The organism is Psychroflexus salis, assembly GCF_014640175.1.
Taxonomy (GTDB): Bacteria; Bacteroidota; Bacteroidia; order Flavobacteriales; family Flavobacteriaceae; genus Psychroflexus; species Psychroflexus salis.
Genome location: NZ_BMGL01000007.1, coordinates 31,860 through 55,218, shown reverse-complemented (window position 1 = coordinate 55,218; position 23,359 = coordinate 31,860). Strand labels below are relative to the sequence as shown.

Below are 23,359 nucleotides of genomic sequence, written 5' to 3'. Positions count from 1 at the left end.
CATTCCTCTTTTTTCTTCTGCATAAACAGAGAGCTTTTAAAAGTAAATAATTTTAGAATTATTTTAAACTTCTTTTTCGGTAAATGGAATGTCGGGATTACATATTTCTTGAATTAATTCACTTAAATGCCCTTCAAAATCTTGAAGAATTTCAGTTGAAACCTTATGCGTTTTTTCATTTGCTTTTCCTGTTTTCTTCCCAAATTTAAGAAACCCATTGTTTAAGTTTTTAAATGAAATAATTCCGCTTTGCATCGGTTTGTTTTTAGCTTCATTTTGAAACAATAAAGCATAAAATAAAACCTGAAAAGATTTACTGTATTGGTAATCTTCAGTAAAATTATCCCAATCTTCAGCTACAATTAAGTCTTTATGTTCAACTTTTCCAGTTTTATAATCGATAATTCGAAAAATGCCGTCCAATACATCTACCCGATCTGCTTTTCCTTTTAAAAAAATTGGAAAATCTAGTTGAGTTATTTGAAAAGGAATTTTTCTATTTTCTTCAATAGCTACGATTTGTAATTCGTGTTGTTCAATTAATTTTAATTCTTGATTTAAAAAACGATTGCACTGTTGTTTAGCAATTTCAAAAGCAATTAAATTTTTTCCCTTTTTAATAGCCTCTGCGTTGTAGTGTTTATCAAACTGTTTAAGCAACTCTGTTTCGTAACGATTTAAAAAGTCTTGTATATGTTGCTTTTTAATTTCTTTTCCTTTAAAACCTTCGTAAAGATGCTGTAGTGTGTCGTGTAATATGCTTCCATAAACTCGATAGCTTACTTCTTCTTCAATTTCTTCTACTTCATTTATTCGCAAGACATACTTTTTATAAAAATCCAAAGGATTTCGAATATAAGTAGTTAATGCAGAAGGTGAAATTCCGTGATTAAACAAAGCTTTTAATTTTGAAATTACAGCTGGTGTTTTCGGGATTTGCTGCATTTTGCTCAAATTTGCTTTGGTCGTAGCGCTAACTACATAATGCTGAAGATGATGCTTAGCTTGCGGGAATATTTGCAAATATCGTAAAAAACGGCTTGGTTCTGCATTTTCCATTCCAGATGCATCGTTATTATAGAGTAAATGAACTGTTTTAGCGCGCTGTAATAACCTAAAAAAATGATAGGCATAAATGGCATCTTTATCTTTATAAGTGGGTAAGTTAAACGCTACTTTTAAATCGAATGGAATATAGCTGTTTTCCGATTTTCCAGATGGCAAAATACCTTCGTTTGCAGAGACTAGAATTACATTTTCGAAGTCTAAAACTCGTGTTTCTAGCATTCCCATTAACTGAATACCCTGAAAGGGTGAACCTTTAAAGTCTAAACTTTGGTGCGCTAAAACATCTTTATATACAGCATACAAGGCTTTAATAGTTTCAATATAATCTGTAAGAGCCATTAAGTTTTGTAATTGCACAAACAATTTATGAAAGGAATAAACATATTGCAGCTGCAATGCATTTTCTTGGTTAAATTCTTTAAATAGTAAACACAATTCTAAACAATTGTTTATTAGCTGCTTAGGCTTATTTTCTAGGCTAGAAAAAATAAGTTGCAAAGTTTGTTGAAAAGCTTTACTGTAACTTTTAAAAGCTTCAAAAAAATCTTGCCTAGAAATGCTTAGTATATGGTGGTTAACAAAATAGTTTTTTAGCATTTTGCTTTCTGTCGGAAAAGCCATTTTAAAGCTAGGATGACCACATATTTGAAGTACATTTTTATAAAACAAATCTGAGTGTTCGTGCTTATGTATTTGAAAAACTTGATCGAAAAAACTAGCTATAGGAGCGTATTTTAATGCCAAACCCATGGTAATATTTACTTGCAAAATTTGCTCTGGAATGGCATTTAAAACGGGTTGTAACAAAGTTTCGTCGGCTAAAACAATTGCTGTTTTAGTATATTCTTCTTTTGGAAGTTGAGCTAAAATTTGACCTACACTTTTAGCTTGGCCTATTTTTTTGGGTACAGCATAAGTTTTTATAGTTTTAAGTGACGTAAATAAGTTTGTACTTGCTGTAATTTCGTTTTCTTTTTGTTGATAATACTTCCATTCCTGTTGGTACTTCCTTAAAAAATAAGAAGATGGATGGTAAGAATCTTTAAGCAATGTAGCATCTAAATCCCAAATAACTTTCCCTTTTTGGCTTTGCAGTGTTTTTTGAAAAATAATTTGTTCGCTTGCGTTTAAAGCATTAAAACCTACAAAATGAAGTTGTTTGTTAGTATTTGTTAAATAGTTATCGAAATTTTGTACTGCTAACTTATATGCTAAACCTTGGTAAGCTTGTTTTTTTTGCTGTAAGTTATGGATTAATAAAGTATAGAGTTTAGGAATACATTTCCAAAATTCTAGATAGTTTTTTACAATGGCTGTCGGATTTTGTGTTTTACTCCAATGGTCAATTTCTTTTACATTAGCTAGATTGCCAAAAAAATCTTTAGCTGGAATTAAATGCCGATCAATCTCATTAAAATCTTGTAGTAAAGTTTGAGACCAATTATAAACCACATCGAATGTTTCTTGTTTATCTTTTGGATAAACTTCGGTATATACTTTATAAAATTCAGTTATAGCGGTTAGTGTATCGATAAGCTGTATATCTGCTACTTCTTCAATAAAATCTTCAATGCTATAGAGTTCTGGAATAAAAAAATGCGCTGAATTTTGATGTACCAATTCTTGTTTAAAAAAATTTACAGCTCTTCTACTCGGAAGGATAAATACGTGTTGCTTAAAATCTAATTTTGCTGCTAAGCAACGGGAAACATATTCTTCTAAAAAGCTTTTCATAAAATGTATAAATTGAAAGAATTAATATGGTTAAAAATAAAAAATGTCCCTTATAAAAGGGACATTTTTGTTTATAATTCTAGATATTAAAAAAACAAATTTACTTTACTAGATTAATTTCGACACGTCTATTTTCTTTTCTTCCGTTTTCTGTTTTATTTGAAGCAATAGGTTTGTCTGGACCATATCCTTTAGATGTTAATCTTTCTTTTGCTACACCGTTTGTTTGAAGATATTCTTTAACAGCTGCAGCTCTTTCATCAGATATGCGTTGGTTAGTTTTTTTACTTCCAGTGCTATCCGTATGGCCTTCAATTACGAAATTAGCATTAGGATATTTGTTTAAAATTGGAATAACCTTGGTATCTAAAATATTTTTCGAATAGTCTGTAATGTAAGTTTTTCCACTTTGGAAGTTAATTACTTTAGCAAATTCGTTTAATTCGTCTTGTACTTCTTTAGTTACTTCTGGGCAACCTTTATCTGCAGAAGTTCCAGCAACTTCTGGACATAAATCGTCTTTGTCTGGAACGCCATCGCCATCGCTATCTGGCCAAGGACAACCCTTATTTTCTTTAGGTCCGGCTTGGTCTTTACATTCGTCTAAATTATCTGGAACTCCGTCTCCATCAGTATCTGGACAACCATCATATTTAGCTAATCCAGCTATTTTTGGACATTTATCTTCAGCATCGGTTACACCATCTCCGTCGGTATCTGGGCAGCCATTAAATTCTGGTAAACCTGCTACTTCTGGACAAGAATCTTCTGCATCTGGCATACCGTCTCCATCGCTATCTGGACAACCTTCAAACTCTTCTAAACCTGGAACTTCAGGACATTTATCCTTATCATCAAAAACTCCGTCTCCATCAGTATCTTTTCCACCAAAGGCAAATTTAATACCTGCTGTATGTTGAAATAAATCTAAACGGCCACCATCGAAAGCTTGCTTATATGAAGTTTCTAAGGTAAAAAATAATTTTTCTGTTAATTGAATATTTAAGCCTAAGCTAGAATTAAAAGTTGCGGCACCCTCGCTATCTAACCAATAATAACCAACACCAGCTCCTAAATAAGGATCGAATCTACCTGAGTTTAATAAGCGATTAAAACTGTATAATAAATCACCATCTAAAGCAACATAGGTTAATTTAGATTCGGGTTTGGTTTTACCTATTTTTGAAATTCGATTTACATTAAATCCACCTCGAACGCTTAAATCTTGACCTACATAATAACCTACATTTAAACTAGTCATGGAAGCCACTGCATTCCAGTGATCTCCAACATTAAAAAAGTCTTCTAAGAAATTTTCACTAGACATTAAATAATCTGGTGCCATTCCGTTTCCTGTTGGATAAAAATCGACTGCATTAACCCCTAAAAAAATAGACCATCTATTGTCTTCATTCTGAGCTTGGGTTGAAAAAGTAAAAGCAAAAAGCATTATTAATGCAACTGCTAGTTTGTTTAATTGTTTCATGTTGAATAATTTAATTTACAAATTTAATTTTTTTTCAATACTTTAATAATTTTTAGTACAAAAAATAAGATTTTAGTTAAATAACCTTCATTTTTTTGCCTATTTTTATAAAGGCTGCAATTGCTTGGTCTAAATGCGCTTTTGTATGTGCAGCAGAAAGTTGAACTCTAATTCTTGCTTTTTCTTTTGGTACAACTGGATAAAAGAAACCAATTACGTAAATTCCTTCTTCTAATAGCGCAGTAGCCATATCTTGAGAAAGTTTAGCATCATATAACATAACTGGAACAATTGCAGATTCGCCATCGATTATGTCAAATCCGGCATCTTTCATTCCTTTCTTAAAATAAGTAGTGTTTTCTTGTAATTTGTCTCGTAAACTAGTATCGTTTTTTAATAAATCAAATACTTTTATAGATGCACCTACTATGGATGGAGCTAAAGAATTAGAAAATAAATAAGGCCGAGAACGTTGGCGTAATAATTCTATAATTTCTTTTTTACCAGTGGTGTAACCACCCATGGCGCCTCCTAAAGCTTTACCAAGAGTTCCAGTAATAATGTCTACTCTTCCTAAAACACCTTTTTCTTCGGGCGTTCCTATTCCTGTTTTACCAATAAATCCAGTAGCGTGGCATTCATCTATCATTACCAAAGCATCATATTGATCGGCCAAATCGCAAATTTGATCTAAAGGTGCGACTAAACCATCCATAGAAAAAACTCCATCGGTAACTATTAATTTTGTTCGAGCTCCGTTGGCATTAGCAGCTTGTAACTGTTTTTCTAAATCCTGCATATCGCCATTTTGATAACGATAACGAGCAGCTTTACATAAACGCACACCATCGATAATGGAAGCATGATTTAATGAATCTGAAATAATTGCATCTTCTTTACTAAGTAAAGGTTCAAAAACTCCAGCATTAGCATCGAAACAAGCTGCATATAAAATAGTGTCTTCGGTTTGATAAAAATCTGCAATCTTTGCTTCTAATTCTTTGTGAATATCTTGCGTACCACAAATAAAGCGAACGCTAGACATTCCGAATCCATGAGAATCTAATGTATCTTTTGCTGCTTGAATTACTTCTGGGTGAGAAGACAAGCCTAAGTAATTATTGGCACAAAAATTTAAAACTGATGTATTGTTAACCGTAATTTCTGGTCCCTGTGCACTGGTAATTATGCGTTCTTTTTTAAATAATCCTTGTTCTTCTATTTCATTCAGCTCATTTTGAAGCTGATTTTTTAATTTTTCTGAATACATATATGCTATTTTAGTGCAAATTTACAAAGTAATATAGTATAAAATGCTTCATAATTACCTATTTACTTAAAAATAGGTACTAAAATTGAAGATATTAAAAATTTACTTTGCTTATGTATAAACAATTTCATCTTTTTTATCGGACACTAATAATTTATAATTTAAGTTTGTTACACATATGAAATTATCAGAATTAAAATATATAGCGGCTTACCTACTTCCTGTTTCTGCCTTTATTGGAATTTACAATTTAGGCGTATTTAGTTTTTTAACCCCTGTGCTAACTTTTGTTTGTATTCCTATTATTGAGTTTTTTACACCAGAACATAAAACTAATTTATCTAAAAAAGAAAGTTTCAGTAAAAGTAAAAAATACTTTTTCGATGTTTTATTGTATTTAAATCTACCTATTGTTTATGCTCTTTTATGTTTTAGTTTAATAACTTTTCAACAAAAAAATTTACAGATATTTGAAAGTTTAGGTTTAGTGTTTAGCGTAGGTATTGTGCTAGGAAGTAATGGTATAAATGTGGCTCACGAACTCGGACACCGAAACAACAAAATAGCTAAATACACTGCTAAATTACTTTTGCTACCTTCATTTTATACCCATTTTACAATCGAACATAATTATGGACACCATGTAAACGTATCTACTCCTAAAGATCCTGCAACAGCAAGATATAAAGAAACGCTGTATGCTTTTTGGATTCGTTCTGTTATTCAGCAATATAAAAATGCTTGGAAAATACAAATGCAACTTAATAAGTATAATCAAAATAACTTCTTTTCATTTACAAATGAAATCTTAGTAAACAGTTTATTACAAATTGGATACCTACTAAGTTTGTATTTTATATTTGGTTTAAAAATTACTTTACTTTTTGTACTTATGGGTGTAATTGGTTTTTTATTGTTAGAGAGTATTAATTATATTGAACACTATGGCTTATTAAGAAAACAAAGAAAAAGCGGACGTTTTGTACCAGTAAAAGAAATACACTCGTGGAATTCTAACCATGTATTAGGGAGAATTTTGTTGTATGAGTTAACTCGACATAGCGACCACCATTTTAGGGCTTCAAAAAAATATCAAATTTTAAATTATTACGAAACAAGTCCAGAATTACCTTTTGGCTATCCAACTTCTATTGTATTGGCAATGTTCCCAAAGCTTTGGTTTAAGGTTATGAATAAAAAAATTCCTTCAGAAATGAAGGAATTATATACTAGTTATTTTAAAAAGAACCTTAGCGATTCGAACCTAATTTCTTAACTAACTTTTCTAGTACTTGCTTATAAAAATAGCGCTTTCCTAGTGTTGAAAGTAAATCTGATAATAAATTTGTTAAGGTTAAATCTGATTTTAAGTAAGCCACATCGATAGAAGCTTTTTGCTTGGCAATATCACTTTTTAGTTTAAGTAATTTTAAATCATCATCAATTTCTTTAAAAGAAGTATATTTTTTCATGTTAATCTTCTTTTTTTATATCGCTAAATATTTCGCTAAAAAAGGCAAGTACAACTTTATCGATTAACTTTCTGCCTTTGGTTAAAATAAATAACATAATTAATAAATTGAATAAAGCAACACAAAAGAAACCTAGGTACATATTATGCAGTAAATCTCCTAGATACAAAGAAACACCGATTAATAAGAATGCAAAAAACAAAACAAAAATAGCAACAAAAGCAATAAAGCGTATTAAAGCTGAAATTGCTTTTGCTGATTTTTTGTAAGCATCTAATTTATAATAAGCAATTACACTTTCAATATAATCTTGCGTATCCTTAGTTAGATCATCAACATGCTGGTTAAACTTTTTTGGCATGTATTTATTTTTTAGCCGATTTTAATTCTTTCAATAAATCTTCATTTTTCTTTTTTAATTCTGCTAATTCATTTTCCATAGAATTAATTAAATCTTCAGATTTAGTTTTTGCTTTCGAAAAAGTTGAATTTAATTGATTTTCAAACTTAGATTTAGCTGATTCAGCAAATTCGCCAAGTTGAGAATAAGCTTCTTCGTACTTGCCTTCTAAAGATCTCTTTGCATTTTTTGCTTCTTTTTTAAGTTGTTTTCGTGTTTTTTCGCCACTTTGTGGTGCATACAATAGACCTAAGCCTGCACCAACTGCAGCACCAGTTATTAAAGCGATTAACGTATTTCCAGTATTATTAGACATTTTATAAATTTTTATTATTATACTACCCCAAATTTACTAAATATTGTTTTTTTTTCTGTTAATACTGGGTTAAGATAAGAATAGTATATTTTTTTTACACAAATAAGAGTTTAAAAGAATATATTATAATTAAGCTCATATTTTTAAAAATAAATTTATTTGCTGTAGTTTATTTTATAATTAGATGATTACCAAAACTTTAATTTAATATAAAGCGAATGTTAATAATTGTTTTTATATATTTGATTTACAATTAGATAACTATTAACAAATATGTGAATAAATTGTTTTTTAAAAAGGAATAAAAAATTTTGAAGAATGAAATTTATTTCCTGATATAAAAATAATTCAAAAAACAGTTTTTATTTATTTTATTTTGAAAAGAAGTTTTCAGCATTAAATCCGTACTTATTAACAAGTATTTTATCGATTAAAAATTAACTTATTTTAAATAAGCAATTGTAAATTAAATGTGAATAAAATTACTTCCAAAATCATTTACAAGCACTTAAAATTAAATAGAATGTTGATAAGTGACTAATAACTAAAAAAACAAATTTTATATCAAGTTTTTATATACACTATTCACAACCTAATAATAAGTCTTTTAAATTTTAAATTTTTATAAAAAGAAAAAGTATAAATTAATAAATGTGGATAACTATACACAGTGTAAATTTTTACGCGTTTCAAAATTATCTAAAATTTGGTTGGCATCATCTACATCTTCTGGATGAACTTTTAAAATAATACCTCCAATTGCATTGGTGTAAAACGGCATAACTCCCAGCGCTGTTTCATTTTGAAAAAAGAAACGAATACCTTCCTGTTCTAACAAGAGCTGAAGTACAGCATATTCATATTGAAAATTAAAAACCGCTATTTTAATAAAAGATTGCATTTCTTTATTTCTTATTTGCTTCAAAAATCGAGAAAGCTAAACACACTTAATATTCACTTAACAAAGATTTATTTTTGAAAAAAAACTATTCATTATATAAACACTACCTTTGGTGTGAATTATAATTAGAATATGAGTAAAAAAAAGAAACCTAAAAATGCAGTAAATTACGAAAATCTTACCCAAGACATACTTGCTATTTTTAGAGCTAATGAAGAAAAGTCCTTTAGTTACAAAGATTTAACTCAACGCTTACAAATTACCGATACCAAAACGCGAAACCGTGTAATAAGAACCTTAACACAACAAACCGCAAAAGGTAAGTTACAAAAAGTAGACAAAAGCAGATACCAAATAGATGGAACTACAGACTATTACGAAGGTACGGTTGATATGACCAGTCGTGGAGATGCTTATATTGTTGTTGAAGGTTTAGAACAAGATATCTTAGTTAGAAATAAAAATTTACACACAGCTTTTCATAAAGATCGCGTACAAGTTTATGTTTTTAAAGAACGAAAGAATAGTAACTCTGAAGGTGAAATAACCAAAATAGTAGAACGACACAAAAACAGATTTGTAGGTATTTTACAAAAACAAAAAACCTTTGGATTTGTGGTAGTTCAAGATCCTAAAATGTACACCGATATTTTTATTAAAGGTGAAAATTTTAACGATGCGAACGATGGCGACATGGTTGTAGTTTCGTTAGATGATTGGTACAAAAAAGACGATTCGCCACGTGGAAAAATAATTGAAGTTTTAGGCAAACCAGGCGAACATCAAACCGAAATGCATGCCATATTAGCACAATATGGCTTACCAGAAAAATTTCCAAAAGAAATTGAAGCCTTTGCCAACCAAATTGATACTTCTATACAAAAAGAAGAAATTAAGAATCGCCGCGATATGCGCGATGTACTTACATTTACTATTGATCCAGCAGATGCAAAAGATTTTGATGATGCCTTAAGTTTTCAAGTTTTAGACAATGGAAATTATGAAATTGGTATTCACATTGCCGATGTTTCGCATTATGTACAAGCTGGAAGTATTTTAGATGAAGAAGCTTACAACAGAGCGACATCTATTTATTTAGTAGATCGCGTGGTTCCTATGTTACCTGAAGTACTTTCTAATGAAGCTTGTTCACTACGACCAAACGAAGAAAAATATACCTTTTCTGCTGTTTTTGAAGTTACCAAACAAGCTAAAGTAGTAAACCAATGGTTTGGAAGAACGGTTACCTACTCAGACGCTCGTTTTGCATACGAAGAAGCTCAATATATCATTGAAACAGAAGATAGTTTAATTGATGAAAGTGTTTCGTTAAGCGGAAAAACTTACACGGTTAAAAATGAAATTAAAGATGCCATTTTAGAAATGGATCGTCTAGCTAAAATTATGCGAACTAAACGCATGAAAGATGGCGCTATTTCTTTCGATAAACAAGAAGTAAAATTCAATTTAGATGAAGACAATAATCCAGAAGGAGTTTTCTTTAAAACGGCTAAAGATGCTAATAAGTTAATTGAAGAATTTATGCTGTTGGCTAATAAAAAGGTAGCAGAATTTATTGGAAAGCAAAAACCAAAGAAAACTTTTATATATCGTTGTCATGATGAACCTGATCCAGAAAAATTAGCAGCCTTAAGTACAGTGGTTAGTAAATTTGGTTATACAACCGATTTTAAAGATCGTAAAAGTATTGTTTCTTCTTTAAATAAATTATTAAGCGATGTAGAAGGAAAAGGAGAACAAAATTTAGTAGATACATTAACCATTCGTACCATGGCTAAAGCTTATTATTCTACTAATAATATTGGTCATTATGGTTTGGCTTTTACACATTATTCTCACTTTACTTCACCAATTAGAAGATATCCAGATGTTATGGTACATCGATTACTACAACATTATTTAGACGGTAATTCTTCTGCTAATGCTGAAGAATTTGAAGAACGATGTAAACATTCTTCTAACATGGAAAGTTTAGCTACCAATGCCGAACGAGATTCTATTAAGTATATGCAAGTTAAATACATGCAACAATATGAAAATAAGAGTTTCTTAGGCGTGATTTCTGGCGTAACCGACTTTGGGATGTTTGTTGAAATTATAGAGAATAAATGCGAAGGTATGGTTAGAGTTCGCGATATGAGTGGAGACCATTTTTACTTTGATCAAGAAAATTATGCTATTGTTGGAAAAAGAACCCAAAAATCATATCAATTAGGAGATGAAGTTTGGGTTGAAGTTAAAAAAGCAGATTTAGTAAAACGAAATTTAGATTTTACTTTAATAGGTGGAGTAGATGAAGTAGTAGAATAATAAAACTCTCTAAGCTTCTTTTTCATAAATAAAAATATCTTCAATTTCTTTTTTAAATAGCCTGGCAAATTTGATAGCCAATACTAAACTGGGATCGAATTTCTCTTTTTCAATTGCATTGATAGTTTGCCTTGAAACCTCAACAGCTTCAGCTAAATCTTGTTGTGTAAAATTATGTTCTGCTCGCAATACTTTTAATTTATTTTTCATAAGTAACGCTTTCTGTTGATTAATAAAGCTATCATATAAGTAATACCTATAAAACCTACTAAAAAGCCTATTTCTGCGTCAAATGTAATTAAATTAGTTTGATCTAATAACGAAAAACTTAAGCCTGCAATAACAGCTAGACCTAAAGTAATACCTAAAGCTTCAAGTTGAATTTTACGTTGTAATTCATCTAAGCAATTAAATAAATTTTTGTTAGCTAAAATCATAAGAATGCCATTTCCTAAATTAACTAGAATTGCAAACACGGTTAAAAAAACGTGGTCGTCCCAAATAAACTTAGGACCAAATGTAGCAATTGCTAATGTAGCTACCCAAGACCAAGTCCAAAGTGCAAGTTTTACAGTGTAATGTTTTTTATTTTTCATGATAAAGTAATTAAAGTTATACATTTTGTAAATAAAACTTTACAAATATAGAATAAGTTTTAATGTAAACAATACTTTACATTAAATATTTTATTTTTGTTTGAAATAACTATTGATTTGTTTAAAAAATCTCATCCTTTTATATTTAATACTTATAGTGTATTAATTCCTAGTATAATAAGCTTTTTTATTATTGTTATTCTAGCTCCTTTTCATTTCCAAGAATTTGATTTAACTAAGCGTAGTTTTATAGGTTTGCTTACAGCAATTACAGTTGCTTTAGCCATTTTTATTTCCGTACAATTTTTAAAAAAAGTATTTCCAAAAATTATGTTGGAAGACAATTGGACAATTGGAAAAGAATTTTCACTTATACTGTTTGTTTTATGCATAATAAGCTTTTTAATAAGCATCATGTTATATTCATCAGGAAGTGAAAATTATAATTTTAGTAATTTAATTTTTGAAACAATGCTTATAACGCTAGGTATTGGAATTTTTCCTGTTCTTATTTTAGTTTTATTCGAGCAATACCAACACCAAAAAAAACAATTTAAAAAAGCTGCAGCATTAAATGTTTCATTACAACTCAAAAAGGATATAAATCAAGATTTAGATTCTTCAAATACATCTTTGCTCTTAAAATCTGATAAAGGAAAAATTGAATTACAATTGAGTTCTTTAGATTTAGCTTATGTTCAATCTGATGGAAATTATGTAGAAATTTATTATTTTAACCAAGGACAAATTCAGAAAAAACTCATTAGAAATACACTTAAAAATATAGAGCGTATTTTACCAAGTCAAATTTTTATTCGTTGTCATAACCGTTTTGTTATAAACGGAAACTTTATTCAAAAAGTAGAAGGTAATGCTAGAAATTTAAATCTTTACTTAAAGGAAACTCCAAATAAAATTCCAGTCTCTAGATCGAAAGTAAACACGATTACAGAATTTTTAGAAAATCTATCGTAATACACGTCGCCAAATTATCACGAATCCATCCCAAGCATCACACTTAAAAGATAAAATTCTTTAAACGAAGCGAATAGAATGAGTTTTGCATTAAAATTACGACAATGGAAAATAGCATTCTTTACGTTTTATATCTTCATATTTTAGCGGGTAGTTTTGCATTGGTAACAGGCTTTATTGCTATTTTAAGTGCAAAAGGAAAATCTATTCATAAAAAAGCTGGAAGCCTATATTTTTATGCAATGAGCATGGTATTTATAACTGGAATTGTTGTTGCTAGTTATCGCTTCAATAAATTTTTGTTGCTCATAGCTTTTTTAAGCTATTATTCTGTTTTTGCAGGTATCCGAATTTTAAAATTAAAAAACCTTCATAAACAACAAAAACCAATACTCTTGGATTGGGTAGCTGGCATAGTAAACGCAATCGCTAATATTATTTTTATAGGTTTAGGATTATATTATGGATTTTCAAAGGGTTTTACTTCAGCTGGAACAATTTTGTCGATTGGTTTTGGAATTGGCGGCTTACTAATTTCTTATACCAACTTAAAACCATTTATTATAAAACCGAAAAAAGCATATCATTGGTATTTATCCCATATTGGAAACATGATGGGTGGTTATATTGCAACTTTCACCGCTTTTTTATCTACTTTGGTTACTCGGTTTGAATTGATTAATCCTTTTCTAGCTTTTACATTACCTTCATTAATTGGTATTCCATTTCTAATGTATTGGCAGAAACAAACTGAAAAACAACTTACTTCAAAATAAAATCAAAATGAAAACAAGATTAATTAGTATTTTAAGTATCCTAATTTTATTAGTAAGCTGCGAAGTGGTCAATGAAATTAATTTACAATCAAAGACCTTTACTAACATACAGCAAGATAGTTTTCCGTTTCAATATTCCAAAAAATTAATTGTTGTTGAAGCTTTTCTAAACAATTCAAATCAAGCGAATCAATTTATCTTTGATACAGGTGCCTTTCAAAGTAAAATAGAATATAGTTTAGCAGAAGAAATAGGTTTAGAAACCTTCTCTAAACGAGATAATGGTACTGCTCAAGAAATTGAAAGAGAAATAGAAATTACCAAGGTAGATTCTGTACAATTTGCTAAATCCATTTTTGGCAATATTGCAGCTGGCAAATTAAAATACGATAAACAATCTTACAGTCCTTGTGTAGCTCAAGATGGTATAATTGGTTCTAACTTAATAAAACTCGCTCATTGGAAATTCGATTATCAAAAAAAGCATATCTACATTTCGAAAACAGCATTTTTACCAACTGAAGAAAATTTAATTTATATTGACTACACCACTTCATTTATGTCTGGTGTTCCTTTAATTAATCTTGAAATTGAAGGAGAAACCATTGAAGATGTTATTTTCGATTTAGGCTATAATGGAAGTTTAGTTGTACCTAAACAGTACGCTAATCAATTTCAGAACAATAAAACAGAACTATTTATAGACCAATCTACAACAGGCATTTTTGGAAGCAATCGAGATACTTTGCTCGTAAAAGAGCTAAATGTGAAGATGAATAATTATAAAATGAATATTCCAGTTGAGTTTTCATCTTTAAATAAATCTTTATTAGGAAACGATATCTTAGAACATTTTACTATTTATCTGAATCCTGAAGATCAGAAAATCATACTCCAGCCAATTTCTACTGTAGAAGTAGATCAAAACAAAAAATTTATTCCTGGTGTTTTGAATGATTCACTTTGGATTGTGAATAGGACTAGTCCTGAACTTTCAATTGAAATTGGAGATACCCTTACTTCTATTAATTCCTACCAACCTAAAGATTTATTTAAAACGCACTGTGATTATTTTTTAGAATTGGATTTATTATTTAATCAAGACACGCTTAGGCTTGAAAACACTCTAGGAGAAGTATTAAAACTAACTATGTATTAAAAAAGTTTTTTAAAAACTGTAATAAATAAAATAATTTGTGTCAAAAGGACGAACATTAAAAATAATACGATGAAAACCCTCTCAATTTACATGATTTTATTCTGTTTAATTTCAAGTATTAGCTTTTCACAACAAGCCATTCAAGTTAAAACACAAGGTAACGGCCAACCTATTTTATTTTTACCAGGATTTGCCAATTCATCTCATGTATGGGATGAAACTCTACCCAATTTAAATGGCAATTACGAATTTCACTTAACAGATTATGCTGGCGTAAACGGAATTACACCCTTGGCTTCGCCTTGGCTTGAAAATGTAAAAAAGTCCTTGATTAATTACGTTAAATCCAATGACTTAAAAAATATTACTATTATTGGGCACAGTTTAGGCGGTACTTTAGCTTTATATTTAGCTGCAGAATTAGATGATTACATCAAGCAAATTATTATTGTTGATGCCTTACCAAATACTGCAAAATTAATGTTTCCTAATCAACAAACTGGCTCGTTTAGTTACGATAATCCGTATGCAAAATCTCAACTAGAAATGTCATCAGAAGGTTTTGAACAACTCATTTCGCAGCAGCTCAATATGATGTGTAAAAACAAAAAGAAACATTCACTTATTAAAGATTGGATGGTGAATACCTACAGAAAAACCTATGTTTTTGGTTATATTGATTATCTTAATTTTGATGCAACTCCCTACCTAGAAAAAATTGCTTGTGAAGTCACTATTCTTTCTGCTACCAATTTTGGCAAAGCACAGAGTGAACGGGTTTATGAATCCCAATATAAAAATCTCAAATCGTATACACTCTTATTTGCAGAAGGTGCTGCTCATTACATTATGTTTGATCAACCCGATTGGTTTTATACTGAAGTCAACCAAATTTTAGCTGATGAATAAGCTAAATTTTGAGCACATTTACCAAACTTATCAAGATCAAATTTACAGGTTATGCCTTGGTTATTTTGCAGGTAATAGTGATTTAGCTAAAGATACATGTCAAGAAGTATTTATTAAAGTTTGGCAATATTTAGATCGATTTAAAGGAGATGCTAAAGTGAGCACTTGGATATATAGAATTGCTGTAAATACCTGTATAAATGTATTGCGAAAATCTAAAATTACCCACAAAACACTTTCATTAAAAGAAGATTTTTTAGCAGAAGAAGAAACTTTAAATACTGAAGATCAATTACAAGCTATGTACAATTGTATTGCTCAATTAAGACCTAAAGATCGAAGTGTGATTCTCTTGGTTTTAGAGCAAAAACCCTATGAAGAAATCTCATTAATAATGGGAATTTCTGAAAATAATTTAAGAGTAAGAATCCATAGAATTAAAGACAAACTTTCTAAATGCGTAACATCATGAATTTCGAAAACCTAAGTCAAACATGGCAAAATCAACATAATTTAACTTCTTTACCTAAAACAGAAGCTGTTGTTGCCACTGCAAAACAGAAAATGAGTAATTTCAAAAAAGAACAACTTATCAGTATTAGTGTTTTAAGCCTTACATTTTTAATATTAGTTGTATTTTATTTTAGTATTGGAGCTCATCAAAATATTTCAAAAAGCCTTGGACTTGTACTCATGATTTTCATGTTGTTTACAAGAATTGCCTTAGAAATTAGAAGTAAAATTCAACTTCATAAAATGGATAGCACTCTAAATTTTAAGGATTTTGTTAGCAAACACAAGCGTTACTTTCGAAATAGAAAATGGATTCATTTTGTATTTTCACCTTTTATCTACCTTTTTTACGTTGGTGGCTTTGTGAGCATGCTTCCTGTATTTAAAGAAACACTTTCAACAGGCTTTTTTCTTTACATTCAAATCAGTGGAATTGTTGTTTTTGTTGCACTCGCTTTGTTTATAGCCTATCATATTAAAAAAGAATTACAAGAACTTCAATTTTTAAACGAAGTTTTGAGGAGTTAAAAAATAGTTTTGCTTCGTTTTAAACTAATGCTAAACAAAACTACTTATTGCTGCGTTTTACATAAATTAATATTGCTATTGAAGCAGTTGAACAAGCTAAGAATCCAATAAAAACGGGTAAAACTGAATTAGAAACAAAACGACCGATAAAAACACTTAAAACAACAGCTAATAAAGTAGAAATAAATCCAGTAATGGCAGCCGCAATCCCTGCGATATGACCAACCGGTTGCATAGCCAAAGCCCGTAAATTTCCAAAGAGAAAACCAATAGCAAAAAATTGAAGTGCAAAGAAAATCAACAATACAATAAGCGGTGGATTTGTACCACTATTAAAAAGCACAACATATAGAATTGAAATTCCAAAAAAACCAAGAAGAGAAAGAGTGATTATTTTCTCCATACCGTATTTTAAAACTAAGGTTCCGTTTAAAAATATGGCAGATCCAATAGCGATAGACAAACCTGCAAAAATGATAGGAAATGCATCTTCCAAAGCATATTGCAATTGAAAAATTTGTTGAGAAGCACTTAAATACACAAAAAAAGAACCGACTACCAAACCAGAAATTAGAGTATAACCCATGGTGGTTTTATAGCGAATTACTTCAGTAAAACCCGTTTTAAAAACTCGAATTGAAAAGCGTACACGTTTGTCTACTAATAAAGTTTCGGGTTGGCGTTTCCAAAACCAGATCATTACCACAATACTGATGATGACTTGTACATAAAATATGCCTTGCCAGTTGTAGTTATCCAAAATTAATTGTCCTAAAGCTGGAGCAATAACCGGCACTAAAATAAAAACCACAGTTACAAAAGACATGATGCGTGCCATATAATCTCCACTAAATAAATCTCTAATAATAGCGATAGCAATGGTTCTAGGTGCCGAAAGTCCAATACCTTGCAATACTCGACCGATAATCATCATGGTGAGACTTTCAGCAGAAACACAGAGTACACTCGCTGCTAAAAAAAGTCCAAATCCAGCATAAACTACCGGTTTTCGACCAGTAGTGTCAGAAATTGGACCAAAAATCAACGGTCCAATACCAATACCCAAAAACATCATGGTAATTAGCAGTTGGTTATCTACTACATTTTCTGTTCCTATAGCAACTCCAATGATGTCTAAGGCAGGTAATACAGCATCGATAGCCAAGGCTACTACAGACATTAATGCTGCCATTAGAGCAACGAATTCAAATTGAGAAGATTTTGATTTATTTTTCACGCGGCAAAGGTAGTGGTAATTCAACTTGAAAGAGCCGATCAATGTAAATAGATACTCATCTTTTTTAAGTATTCCTAAAATGAGCAGTAATGGTTTTAAATAACTGAATTATTGGTAATTATAAAACTAAACATTTAAATAAAGATTGGTATTTTTCCTATTTAGGCTCCATAATTAAAAACACCGCTGTACTGTCACCAATGTTTATAACTTCATGCCATTCTACTTTTTCGTTGTAGAAGTCGTAACCTGTTGGAATCTCCACTTCTCGAATTCCTGAAGCATCGGTAATTCTAAATTTTCCACCAGCGAGCGTATATCCAAAATGCATGGCATGAAAATGTTTTTCATGTCCTACGCCTGGCGGAAAAGTACATTTTAAAGTTCGTACATTTTTATTATCAATTAGTACTTCACAGACTTTTCTGCCTTCCCAGCCGGCTTCAAGCGGATCGGGTAGTTTTTTTTGGTTTTGGCAGGAAATGATAAATGTGAATAGAAATACTATTGAAAGCAAATAAGTAAATGATTTTTTAAAAAACTTCATAGAATAGGATAATTAATTAAGTATGTTTTTAAAGTTGAAGCTTTTTAAGGAGTATTTACTTCATTAATAAAATAGGCAATATAACGATCTAAGTAAGTTCCTAAATAATAAGGAAGATTCATTAAATAAAAGTTTTTACCATTTCGAGTAACTGAATTTTCAATAGAAAATTTTCCGCCATACATGCGAACTGCATAAGGGTGATTTGCCTGATCGATAAATTGATGCAACGACCTTAATGTTCCTTTTGCACCCGATTTTATTTTAACAGGAATTAAAAACTCTTCAAACACGCGTACTACATCTACTTCTGCACTGGATTGTCTTTTTTCTCTTACCCAAAAATTAGGTTTAGCATAACTAATATCTTCTTTAGAAATTAATTCTTGTGTAATTAAATGTGGAATTAGAGCGCCGCGACAGGCATCGCTTAAATCTTCTAATTTTAAGAGTTGAGCTTGTATTTGCATGCTGTAATTTACAATTCCTGTATCTAAAAATTGAAGTCTTGGTTTTTTAGCAAAATCGCTTTGAATCGGCGGAGTTACATTTGTAGTAGGATAAATTAATTGTATCACCTTTGCTTCGTCTAAATTTCTAAAAGCTTCTGAAACTTTTCTAGATTTATAATTCGATTTTCCAAAATTTTGAAAAGTAACGCGTTCATCTAAATACGAAGTAGCTACGTTCATAATGTGTTTAATAATCTTGCTTTCACTAGCATTTTTTGCATATTTTTCCACATCATTTTTGTAGGTAGCCCAAACACTTTCGTATGTACTTTTCAATATAGAAATGCGTTGTTCTGCTATATACATTTTTACTATTTCTGGCATTCCACCAATAATAGCATACTTATGAAACCAGTTTAAAGCAATTTGATGGGTTACTTGATCTACTGGAACAGAGTTTAATCTATTTATTAAGGCATCTTGTTGATTAGCCAATAAAAACTCTTGAAAATTTAAAGGAAATAAATATAGGAATTGAACCCTACCTACCGGAAAACTTTTAATCTTACCCAAACTGTGTTCCAGTAGTGAACCAGCAGCAATGACATGTAAAGTTGAAACATCTTCGTAAAAATACCTGAGCATAGATATAGCTTCAGTAGATTCTTGTATTTCATCAATAAATAATAGGGTTTTATCTATTTTTTTTATATCCTTATTTTTTGAAAGAAAAATAGCATCTACAAACTCATTAATCTCTGTGTAGGCTTTAAAAAGCTGTAAATCCTGTTTTTTTTCTAAATTTAAATAAATGAATTGGACATAGTTTTTAGCAAAATTTTTAATCAAAGTAGTTTTTCCTACTTGTCTCGCACCTCTTAAAATTAAAGGTTTTCTGCTATTGCTTGATTTCCATTTTTTTAAAGCTTCAATTTTGTGTCTATCAATATATTTCATGATATAATTTGTAACAAAGTAAGGGTAATTTTCATTTGTACGTGTTTTTAATAAAAAGCGTACCTTCCCTTTATGAAATTGATATACAGTGCTATTCTCCCTATTTTTATGGCTTGCGCCAGTCCAAAAGCTTCATTTCAAGATGTTAGTACCACTTCAACTCCAAAAAAAGAAGCTCCTAATTCTACTTTTGGAAAATACTTTACGCCCCAAGGCGACTTACGCGCATTGGTAATTTATGTAAATTATGAAGATGAATATCTAGATAAAGCAGTTCATGATGACTTGCTTCACTGGCCTATTGAAGAAGAATTTCCCGTTCATTATGGAAAATCAGTTATCGATAATAACCAAAATCTAAGTTGGGGTTTTCAGGAAAAAGAAGAATTTGAAACTATAGATCTCACTGATTTTTCAACTTTCGAAAACCTTTCTGCTTATTACTATACCATGTCTTCAGGGAAATTTAGACTGTATTTTGAAACTCTAAAACATCCTGAATCTAAAAAAGCTATATCTATTAAAATTAGTCCTGAAGAAATTCCGTCTTCCGCCGCAGGCAGAGGAGAACTAAACAAACGCGTTTTTCAAAAAATACGGGAAATTTATCCAGAAGATTACGATTGGTCGCGCTTCGATAACATTCAAAATAGCCCCAACTATCAAAAAGATGCTTCCGTTGAAGGCAATACAAATTCGTACGAAGATCATCAACTCGATTTTGTTATTTTGTTATTCAGAAATTGGAACTCATGGAAGCCACATCCCAATGGAAGCAAAACTGGTGTTGGTTGGCGAAAAGCCATTATGGGAACTGGCGCTGGAAACGAAATAATAGCTTACCAAAATAATCAACCCATTTACGCTGGCAATAATGGTGTTCGCATTTTTCTTACCCAACGCAATTTGTTTCAAAACCACGAATTGCTTATTCATGAAATTGCTCACGGAATGATCAGTATGCCACACATTAACACCGCTAATCGTGCCGAAGGAGATTACTTATTTTACAATTACGGTTGGGGAATGATGGACACCTATTCCAATCAATTTGGAACCGCTAATGCTTGGGAACGTTGGTATGCGGGTTGGACAGAAATTACCCACGACATAAAACCAAGCGATAAAAAAATAACAGTAGAATTAGATGATTATCTTTCTAAAGACCACAGCATTCGCATACAATTGCCCCAAGTAAAAGATCAATATTTATGGTTAGAACATAGAAAAGATACTACTGCTATTTATTACCAACGTCCGTTACGTCGAAAAGATCGATATGGCAATGCTCATCCCAAGCATCAACCAGGTTTGTATGCTTTTCTCGAAAAGATGGCGCCTTCTAGAGCAACTACTTTTGGAACCAACGTACAAGGCACCAACGGAATGAAAGTTTTGTACGGAAAAGGCAATTACGATTACACTTTCCAAGGATTTGAAAAACGTTATTACGCTTGGGATAATGAAGTTTTGCAAGTTAAAAATGAAGAAGCAAATGCGTATGCTGGTCACCATGAAGCCATGCTTTTTCGTTACGATTTTAACCAAAATGGAACAATTGAACGTAAAACCAATTCCAACGGAGCTGGCGGTTTATATACCGATACTCAAGCAATTTTTGAAATAGATGGCAAAAAAGGATTTCCATTTTATATGTTTAATACGCCAATTCAGTTGAAGAAAATTAGCGCTTTTAGTAACCCTGCCATTACTAATTTTCAAAAAATGGATTGGAAAACAAACGAGTTAGCACCAGTAATTCTACATAGTTTAAGTGTAGAACAACAAAAATTACCCAACGGAAACCTTCAATTGAAAATCAATTACCAAGACGGAAAAATTGAAGAAAATTTTAGAATGGCAGGACCGATTATTTTACCTGCTGGTGAAGTAATTCAGCTTACCAAAGGAAAAGAACTACTGCTAAACAAAAGCAAAACCATTAATCGGGTGAAAGAAGAAAATGCTAGTTTTATTGCCAATTCCTATCTAAAAGTTGAAGGTGAATTAGTTTTAGAAGAAAATGCCGTTTTTGTTATTGATGAAGAAAGCCAAGTTTCATTTGAAGCCAACAGCAAGTTAGTTATGAAAAAAGGTGCTAAAATTATCCTTAAAAATAAAGCTGAATTAATTTTAGATGAAGCAACAGAATTGGATTTGCATCCGAAGGCAAGCATTAAAGAATAGATTCAATAAATATTTTACCATGAACGCGTAATTTTAGTGTAGTGAAGCCAGATTTTTAGCAATTTTCAACTTTAAATTAAGCCTTAATTTCTAATTGTTTTTTTGGTTTTCATTCGTGCATTCGTGGCATATACAATCAATTTCATTTTATCAAAATTTTACCATAGCCTAGGGCTTTCAGTTGAAGCATTTCATCTTAATTTGAAGCAGAATTTTACATATGCTCAAAATTGCTTTTCATCCCATCTATAAACATCCTTTACCCGAAGGACATCGTTTCCCAATGGAAAAATACGATTTGTTGCCTAGGCAATTATTACATGAAGGAACTTGTACGGAAGAAAACTTCTTTGAACCCGAAATTCCTTCTGATGAATTTATCCTGAAAGCACACGACTCTACTTATGTACATGATTTATACAATTTACAAATTGAACCACGTGCAGCACGGAAAATTGGTTTTCCTTTATCTGAAGAATTAGTAAAACGAGAACGAATTATCACCGACGGCACCATAAAAGCTTGCGATTATGCTTTGCAAAATGGTGTTGCTATGAACATTGCAGGCGGAACGCATCACGCCTATTCCAATCGTGGAGAAGCCTTTTGTATGCTGAACGATCAAGCTATTGGTGCACATTATTTACTCAGCAAACCCCATATCAACAAAATATTAATTGTAGATTTAGATGTGCACCAAGGCAACGGAACAGCAGAGATTTTTCAAAATGACGACCGTGTTTTTACTTTTTCCATGCATGGAAAATCGAATTATCCATTTAAAAAAGAAACATCTGATTTGGATATTGCACTTCCTAACAATTGCAAGGATGAAGTTTTTTTAAAAGAATTAAAAAACACACTTCCTCAATTGTTGGAAGAAGTTCAACCTGATTTTATTTTTTACCTATGTGGTGTGGATATTTTAGCTTCCGATAAACTTGGTAAATTGGCTTGTACAGTAGCTGGTTGTAAAGAACGTGACCGTTTTGTTTTGCAAACCTGCTTCGAAAACGAAATTCCCGTAGAATGCAGCATGGGTGGAGGTTACTCTAAAGACATTAAAGTAATTATCGATGCGCATGCCAATACATTTCGTTTAGCGCAGCACATCTTTTTCTGATTTGAAAGCTAGTTTTTAAGATAAGCCGCAAAGATGTAAAGTTCAATTTCAATTTTAGATGAATTAAATTCTTACATTTTTTTAATTTTTAAATTGGAACATCATCAAATTTACAAATAGGCATACTTTCAAATTAAGACATTTCCATATTAGTAGATTAATTTTCACGCATAGTACACAAAGAAAAGCCTGTTTAGTTTTGAATAATCAATTAGTTAAAACCGATAGATTGTTAATGTTTGATGTTCGAGAGAAGTCGAGAACTAGTTACATCTCGACTTCGCTCGATGCTAAACAAGGAAAAAAGGCATTTCTCTTTTTTCAAATTAGTAAATTTCCACATTCTGTTTCAAGTTCGAGCATTTTGACCAAAGACTTGGATAAACAGGATACTATTGTTTACTAGGATTTGAAATCCGAGC

At 30.9% G+C, this 23,359-nt stretch carries 22 protein-coding genes; 10 read left to right on the top strand and 12 right to left on the bottom strand.

The window, feature by feature from the left end; translation table 11 throughout:
• Positions 1-63 precede the first annotated feature (63 nt).
• From IEV63_RS06800 to kbl, 3 genes are all read right to left on the bottom strand, one after another.
• On the bottom strand, positions 64-2,802 hold the full coding sequence (locus IEV63_RS06800) for a PD-(D/E)XK nuclease family protein (RefSeq protein WP_188406044.1): 2,739 nt from the start codon (positions 2,800-2,802) through the stop codon (positions 64-66).
• A gap of 100 nt (positions 2,803-2,902) precedes the next feature.
• Positions 2,903-4,288: an OmpA family protein gene (locus tag IEV63_RS06795; protein WP_188406043.1), complete on the bottom strand. Its 1,386-nt coding sequence runs from the start codon at positions 4,286-4,288 to the stop codon at positions 2,903-2,905.
• A gap of 76 nt (positions 4,289-4,364) precedes the next feature.
• Positions 4,365-5,558 (bottom strand): glycine C-acetyltransferase, encoded by a 1,194-nt coding sequence (kbl, locus tag IEV63_RS06790; protein WP_188406042.1) that lies wholly within the window; start codon positions 5,556-5,558, stop codon positions 4,365-4,367.
• Between the two features lie 178 nt (positions 5,559-5,736).
• On the opposite strand from kbl, the gene IEV63_RS06785 reads away from it, so the two are divergent.
• Positions 5,737-6,834, top strand: a complete 1,098-nt coding sequence (locus IEV63_RS06785; protein ID WP_188406041.1) for an alkane 1-monooxygenase — start codon at positions 5,737-5,739, stop codon at positions 6,832-6,834.
• On the opposite strand, the gene IEV63_RS06780 is transcribed toward IEV63_RS06785, so the two are convergent.
• The 4 genes from IEV63_RS06780 to IEV63_RS06765 all read right to left on the bottom strand — a co-directional run bounded on the left by IEV63_RS06780 (position 6,809) and on the right by IEV63_RS06765 (position 8,647).
• Positions 6,809-7,030, bottom strand: coding sequence for a DUF6327 family protein (locus tag IEV63_RS06780; RefSeq protein ID WP_188406040.1), 222 nt, complete (start codon positions 7,028-7,030; stop codon positions 6,809-6,811). The genes IEV63_RS06785 and IEV63_RS06780 overlap by 26 nt on opposite strands.
• Before the next feature lies 1 nt (position 7,031).
• Positions 7,032-7,391: a phage holin family protein gene (locus IEV63_RS06775; protein ID WP_188406039.1), complete on the bottom strand. Its 360-nt coding sequence runs from the start codon at positions 7,389-7,391 to the stop codon at positions 7,032-7,034.
• Positions 7,392-7,395: 4 nt separating this feature from the next.
• A complete protein-coding gene (locus tag IEV63_RS06770; protein ID WP_188406038.1) occupies positions 7,396-7,746 on the bottom strand; it encodes a YtxH domain-containing protein in 351 nt (116 codons plus the stop codon).
• A 661-nt stretch (positions 7,747-8,407) separates the two neighbouring features.
• The gene (locus IEV63_RS06765; protein WP_188406037.1) at positions 8,408-8,647 is read right to left on the bottom strand and encodes a putative signal transducing protein; all 240 of its coding nucleotides are present in this window, start codon (positions 8,645-8,647) and stop codon (positions 8,408-8,410) included.
• Between the two features lie 132 nt (positions 8,648-8,779).
• On the opposite strand from IEV63_RS06765, the gene rnr reads away from it, so the two are divergent.
• On the top strand, positions 8,780-10,978 hold the full coding sequence (gene rnr / locus IEV63_RS06760; protein ID WP_188406036.1) for a ribonuclease R: 2,199 nt from the start codon (positions 8,780-8,782) through the stop codon (positions 10,976-10,978).
• Positions 10,979-10,987: 9 nt separating this feature from the next.
• Here the strand turns inward: rnr and IEV63_RS06755 are convergent, their stop codons facing one another.
• Both IEV63_RS06755 and IEV63_RS06750 read right to left on the bottom strand, forming a co-directional pair.
• On the bottom strand, positions 10,988-11,188 hold the full coding sequence (locus IEV63_RS06755) for a helix-turn-helix transcriptional regulator (protein ID WP_188406035.1): 201 nt from the start codon (positions 11,186-11,188) through the stop codon (positions 10,988-10,990).
• Positions 11,185-11,574 (bottom strand): hypothetical protein, encoded by a 390-nt coding sequence (locus IEV63_RS06750; RefSeq protein WP_188406034.1) that lies wholly within the window; start codon positions 11,572-11,574, stop codon positions 11,185-11,187. Before IEV63_RS06750 ends, IEV63_RS06755 begins: the two co-directional genes overlap by 4 nt.
• A gap of 117 nt (positions 11,575-11,691) precedes the next feature.
• Between IEV63_RS06750 and IEV63_RS06745 the strand changes: the two genes are divergently transcribed.
• The 6 genes from IEV63_RS06745 (at position 11,692) to IEV63_RS06720 (ending at position 16,434) form a co-directional block, all read left to right on the top strand.
• On the top strand, positions 11,692-12,549 hold the full coding sequence (locus IEV63_RS06745; RefSeq protein ID WP_229737203.1) for a LytR/AlgR family response regulator transcription factor: 858 nt from the start codon (positions 11,692-11,694) through the stop codon (positions 12,547-12,549).
• Between the two features lie 104 nt (positions 12,550-12,653).
• Positions 12,654-13,325 (top strand): DUF2306 domain-containing protein, encoded by a 672-nt coding sequence (locus tag IEV63_RS06740; protein WP_188406032.1) that lies wholly within the window; start codon positions 12,654-12,656, stop codon positions 13,323-13,325.
• A 7-nt stretch (positions 13,326-13,332) separates the two neighbouring features.
• Complete coding sequence (locus IEV63_RS06735) at positions 13,333-14,484, top strand: pepsin/retropepsin-like aspartic protease family protein (RefSeq protein WP_188406031.1); 1,152 nt, start codon at positions 13,333-13,335, stop codon at positions 14,482-14,484.
• 69 nt (positions 14,485-14,553) lie between these two features.
• A complete protein-coding gene (locus IEV63_RS06730; RefSeq protein WP_188406030.1) occupies positions 14,554-15,393 on the top strand; it encodes an alpha/beta fold hydrolase in 840 nt (279 codons plus the stop codon).
• A complete protein-coding gene (locus IEV63_RS06725; RefSeq protein WP_188406029.1) occupies positions 15,386-15,865 on the top strand; it encodes an RNA polymerase sigma factor in 480 nt (159 codons plus the stop codon). The genes IEV63_RS06730 and IEV63_RS06725 overlap by 8 nt, the downstream gene beginning before the upstream one ends.
• Positions 15,862-16,434, top strand: coding sequence for a hypothetical protein (locus tag IEV63_RS06720; RefSeq protein ID WP_188406028.1), 573 nt, complete (start codon positions 15,862-15,864; stop codon positions 16,432-16,434). The genes IEV63_RS06725 and IEV63_RS06720 overlap by 4 nt, the downstream gene beginning before the upstream one ends.
• 40 nt (positions 16,435-16,474) lie before the next feature.
• Here the strand turns inward: IEV63_RS06720 and IEV63_RS06715 are convergent, their stop codons facing one another.
• From IEV63_RS06715 to IEV63_RS06705, 3 genes are all read right to left on the bottom strand, one after another.
• Positions 16,475-17,671, bottom strand: a complete 1,197-nt coding sequence (locus IEV63_RS06715) for a multidrug effflux MFS transporter (RefSeq protein WP_188406027.1) — start codon at positions 17,669-17,671, stop codon at positions 16,475-16,477.
• A 157-nt stretch (positions 17,672-17,828) separates the two neighbouring features.
• On the bottom strand, positions 17,829-18,218 hold the full coding sequence (locus IEV63_RS06710) for a cupin domain-containing protein (RefSeq protein ID WP_188406026.1): 390 nt from the start codon (positions 18,216-18,218) through the stop codon (positions 17,829-17,831).
• Between the two features lie 44 nt (positions 18,219-18,262).
• On the bottom strand, positions 18,263-19,627 hold the full coding sequence (locus IEV63_RS06705) for an ATP-binding protein (protein WP_188406025.1): 1,365 nt from the start codon (positions 19,625-19,627) through the stop codon (positions 18,263-18,265).
• A gap of 72 nt (positions 19,628-19,699) precedes the next feature.
• Here IEV63_RS06705 and IEV63_RS06700 point away from each other — a divergent pair, with 72 nt between their 5' ends.
• Both IEV63_RS06700 and IEV63_RS06695 read left to right on the top strand, forming a co-directional pair.
• Entirely contained in the window at positions 19,700-21,814 is a 2,115-nt protein-coding gene (locus IEV63_RS06700; protein WP_188406024.1) for a metallopeptidase domain-containing protein, read from the top strand.
• A gap of 220 nt (positions 21,815-22,034) precedes the next feature.
• The gene (locus IEV63_RS06695) at positions 22,035-22,937 is read left to right on the top strand and encodes a histone deacetylase family protein (RefSeq protein ID WP_188406023.1); all 903 of its coding nucleotides are present in this window, start codon (positions 22,035-22,037) and stop codon (positions 22,935-22,937) included.
• Positions 22,938-23,359 lie beyond the last annotated feature (422 nt).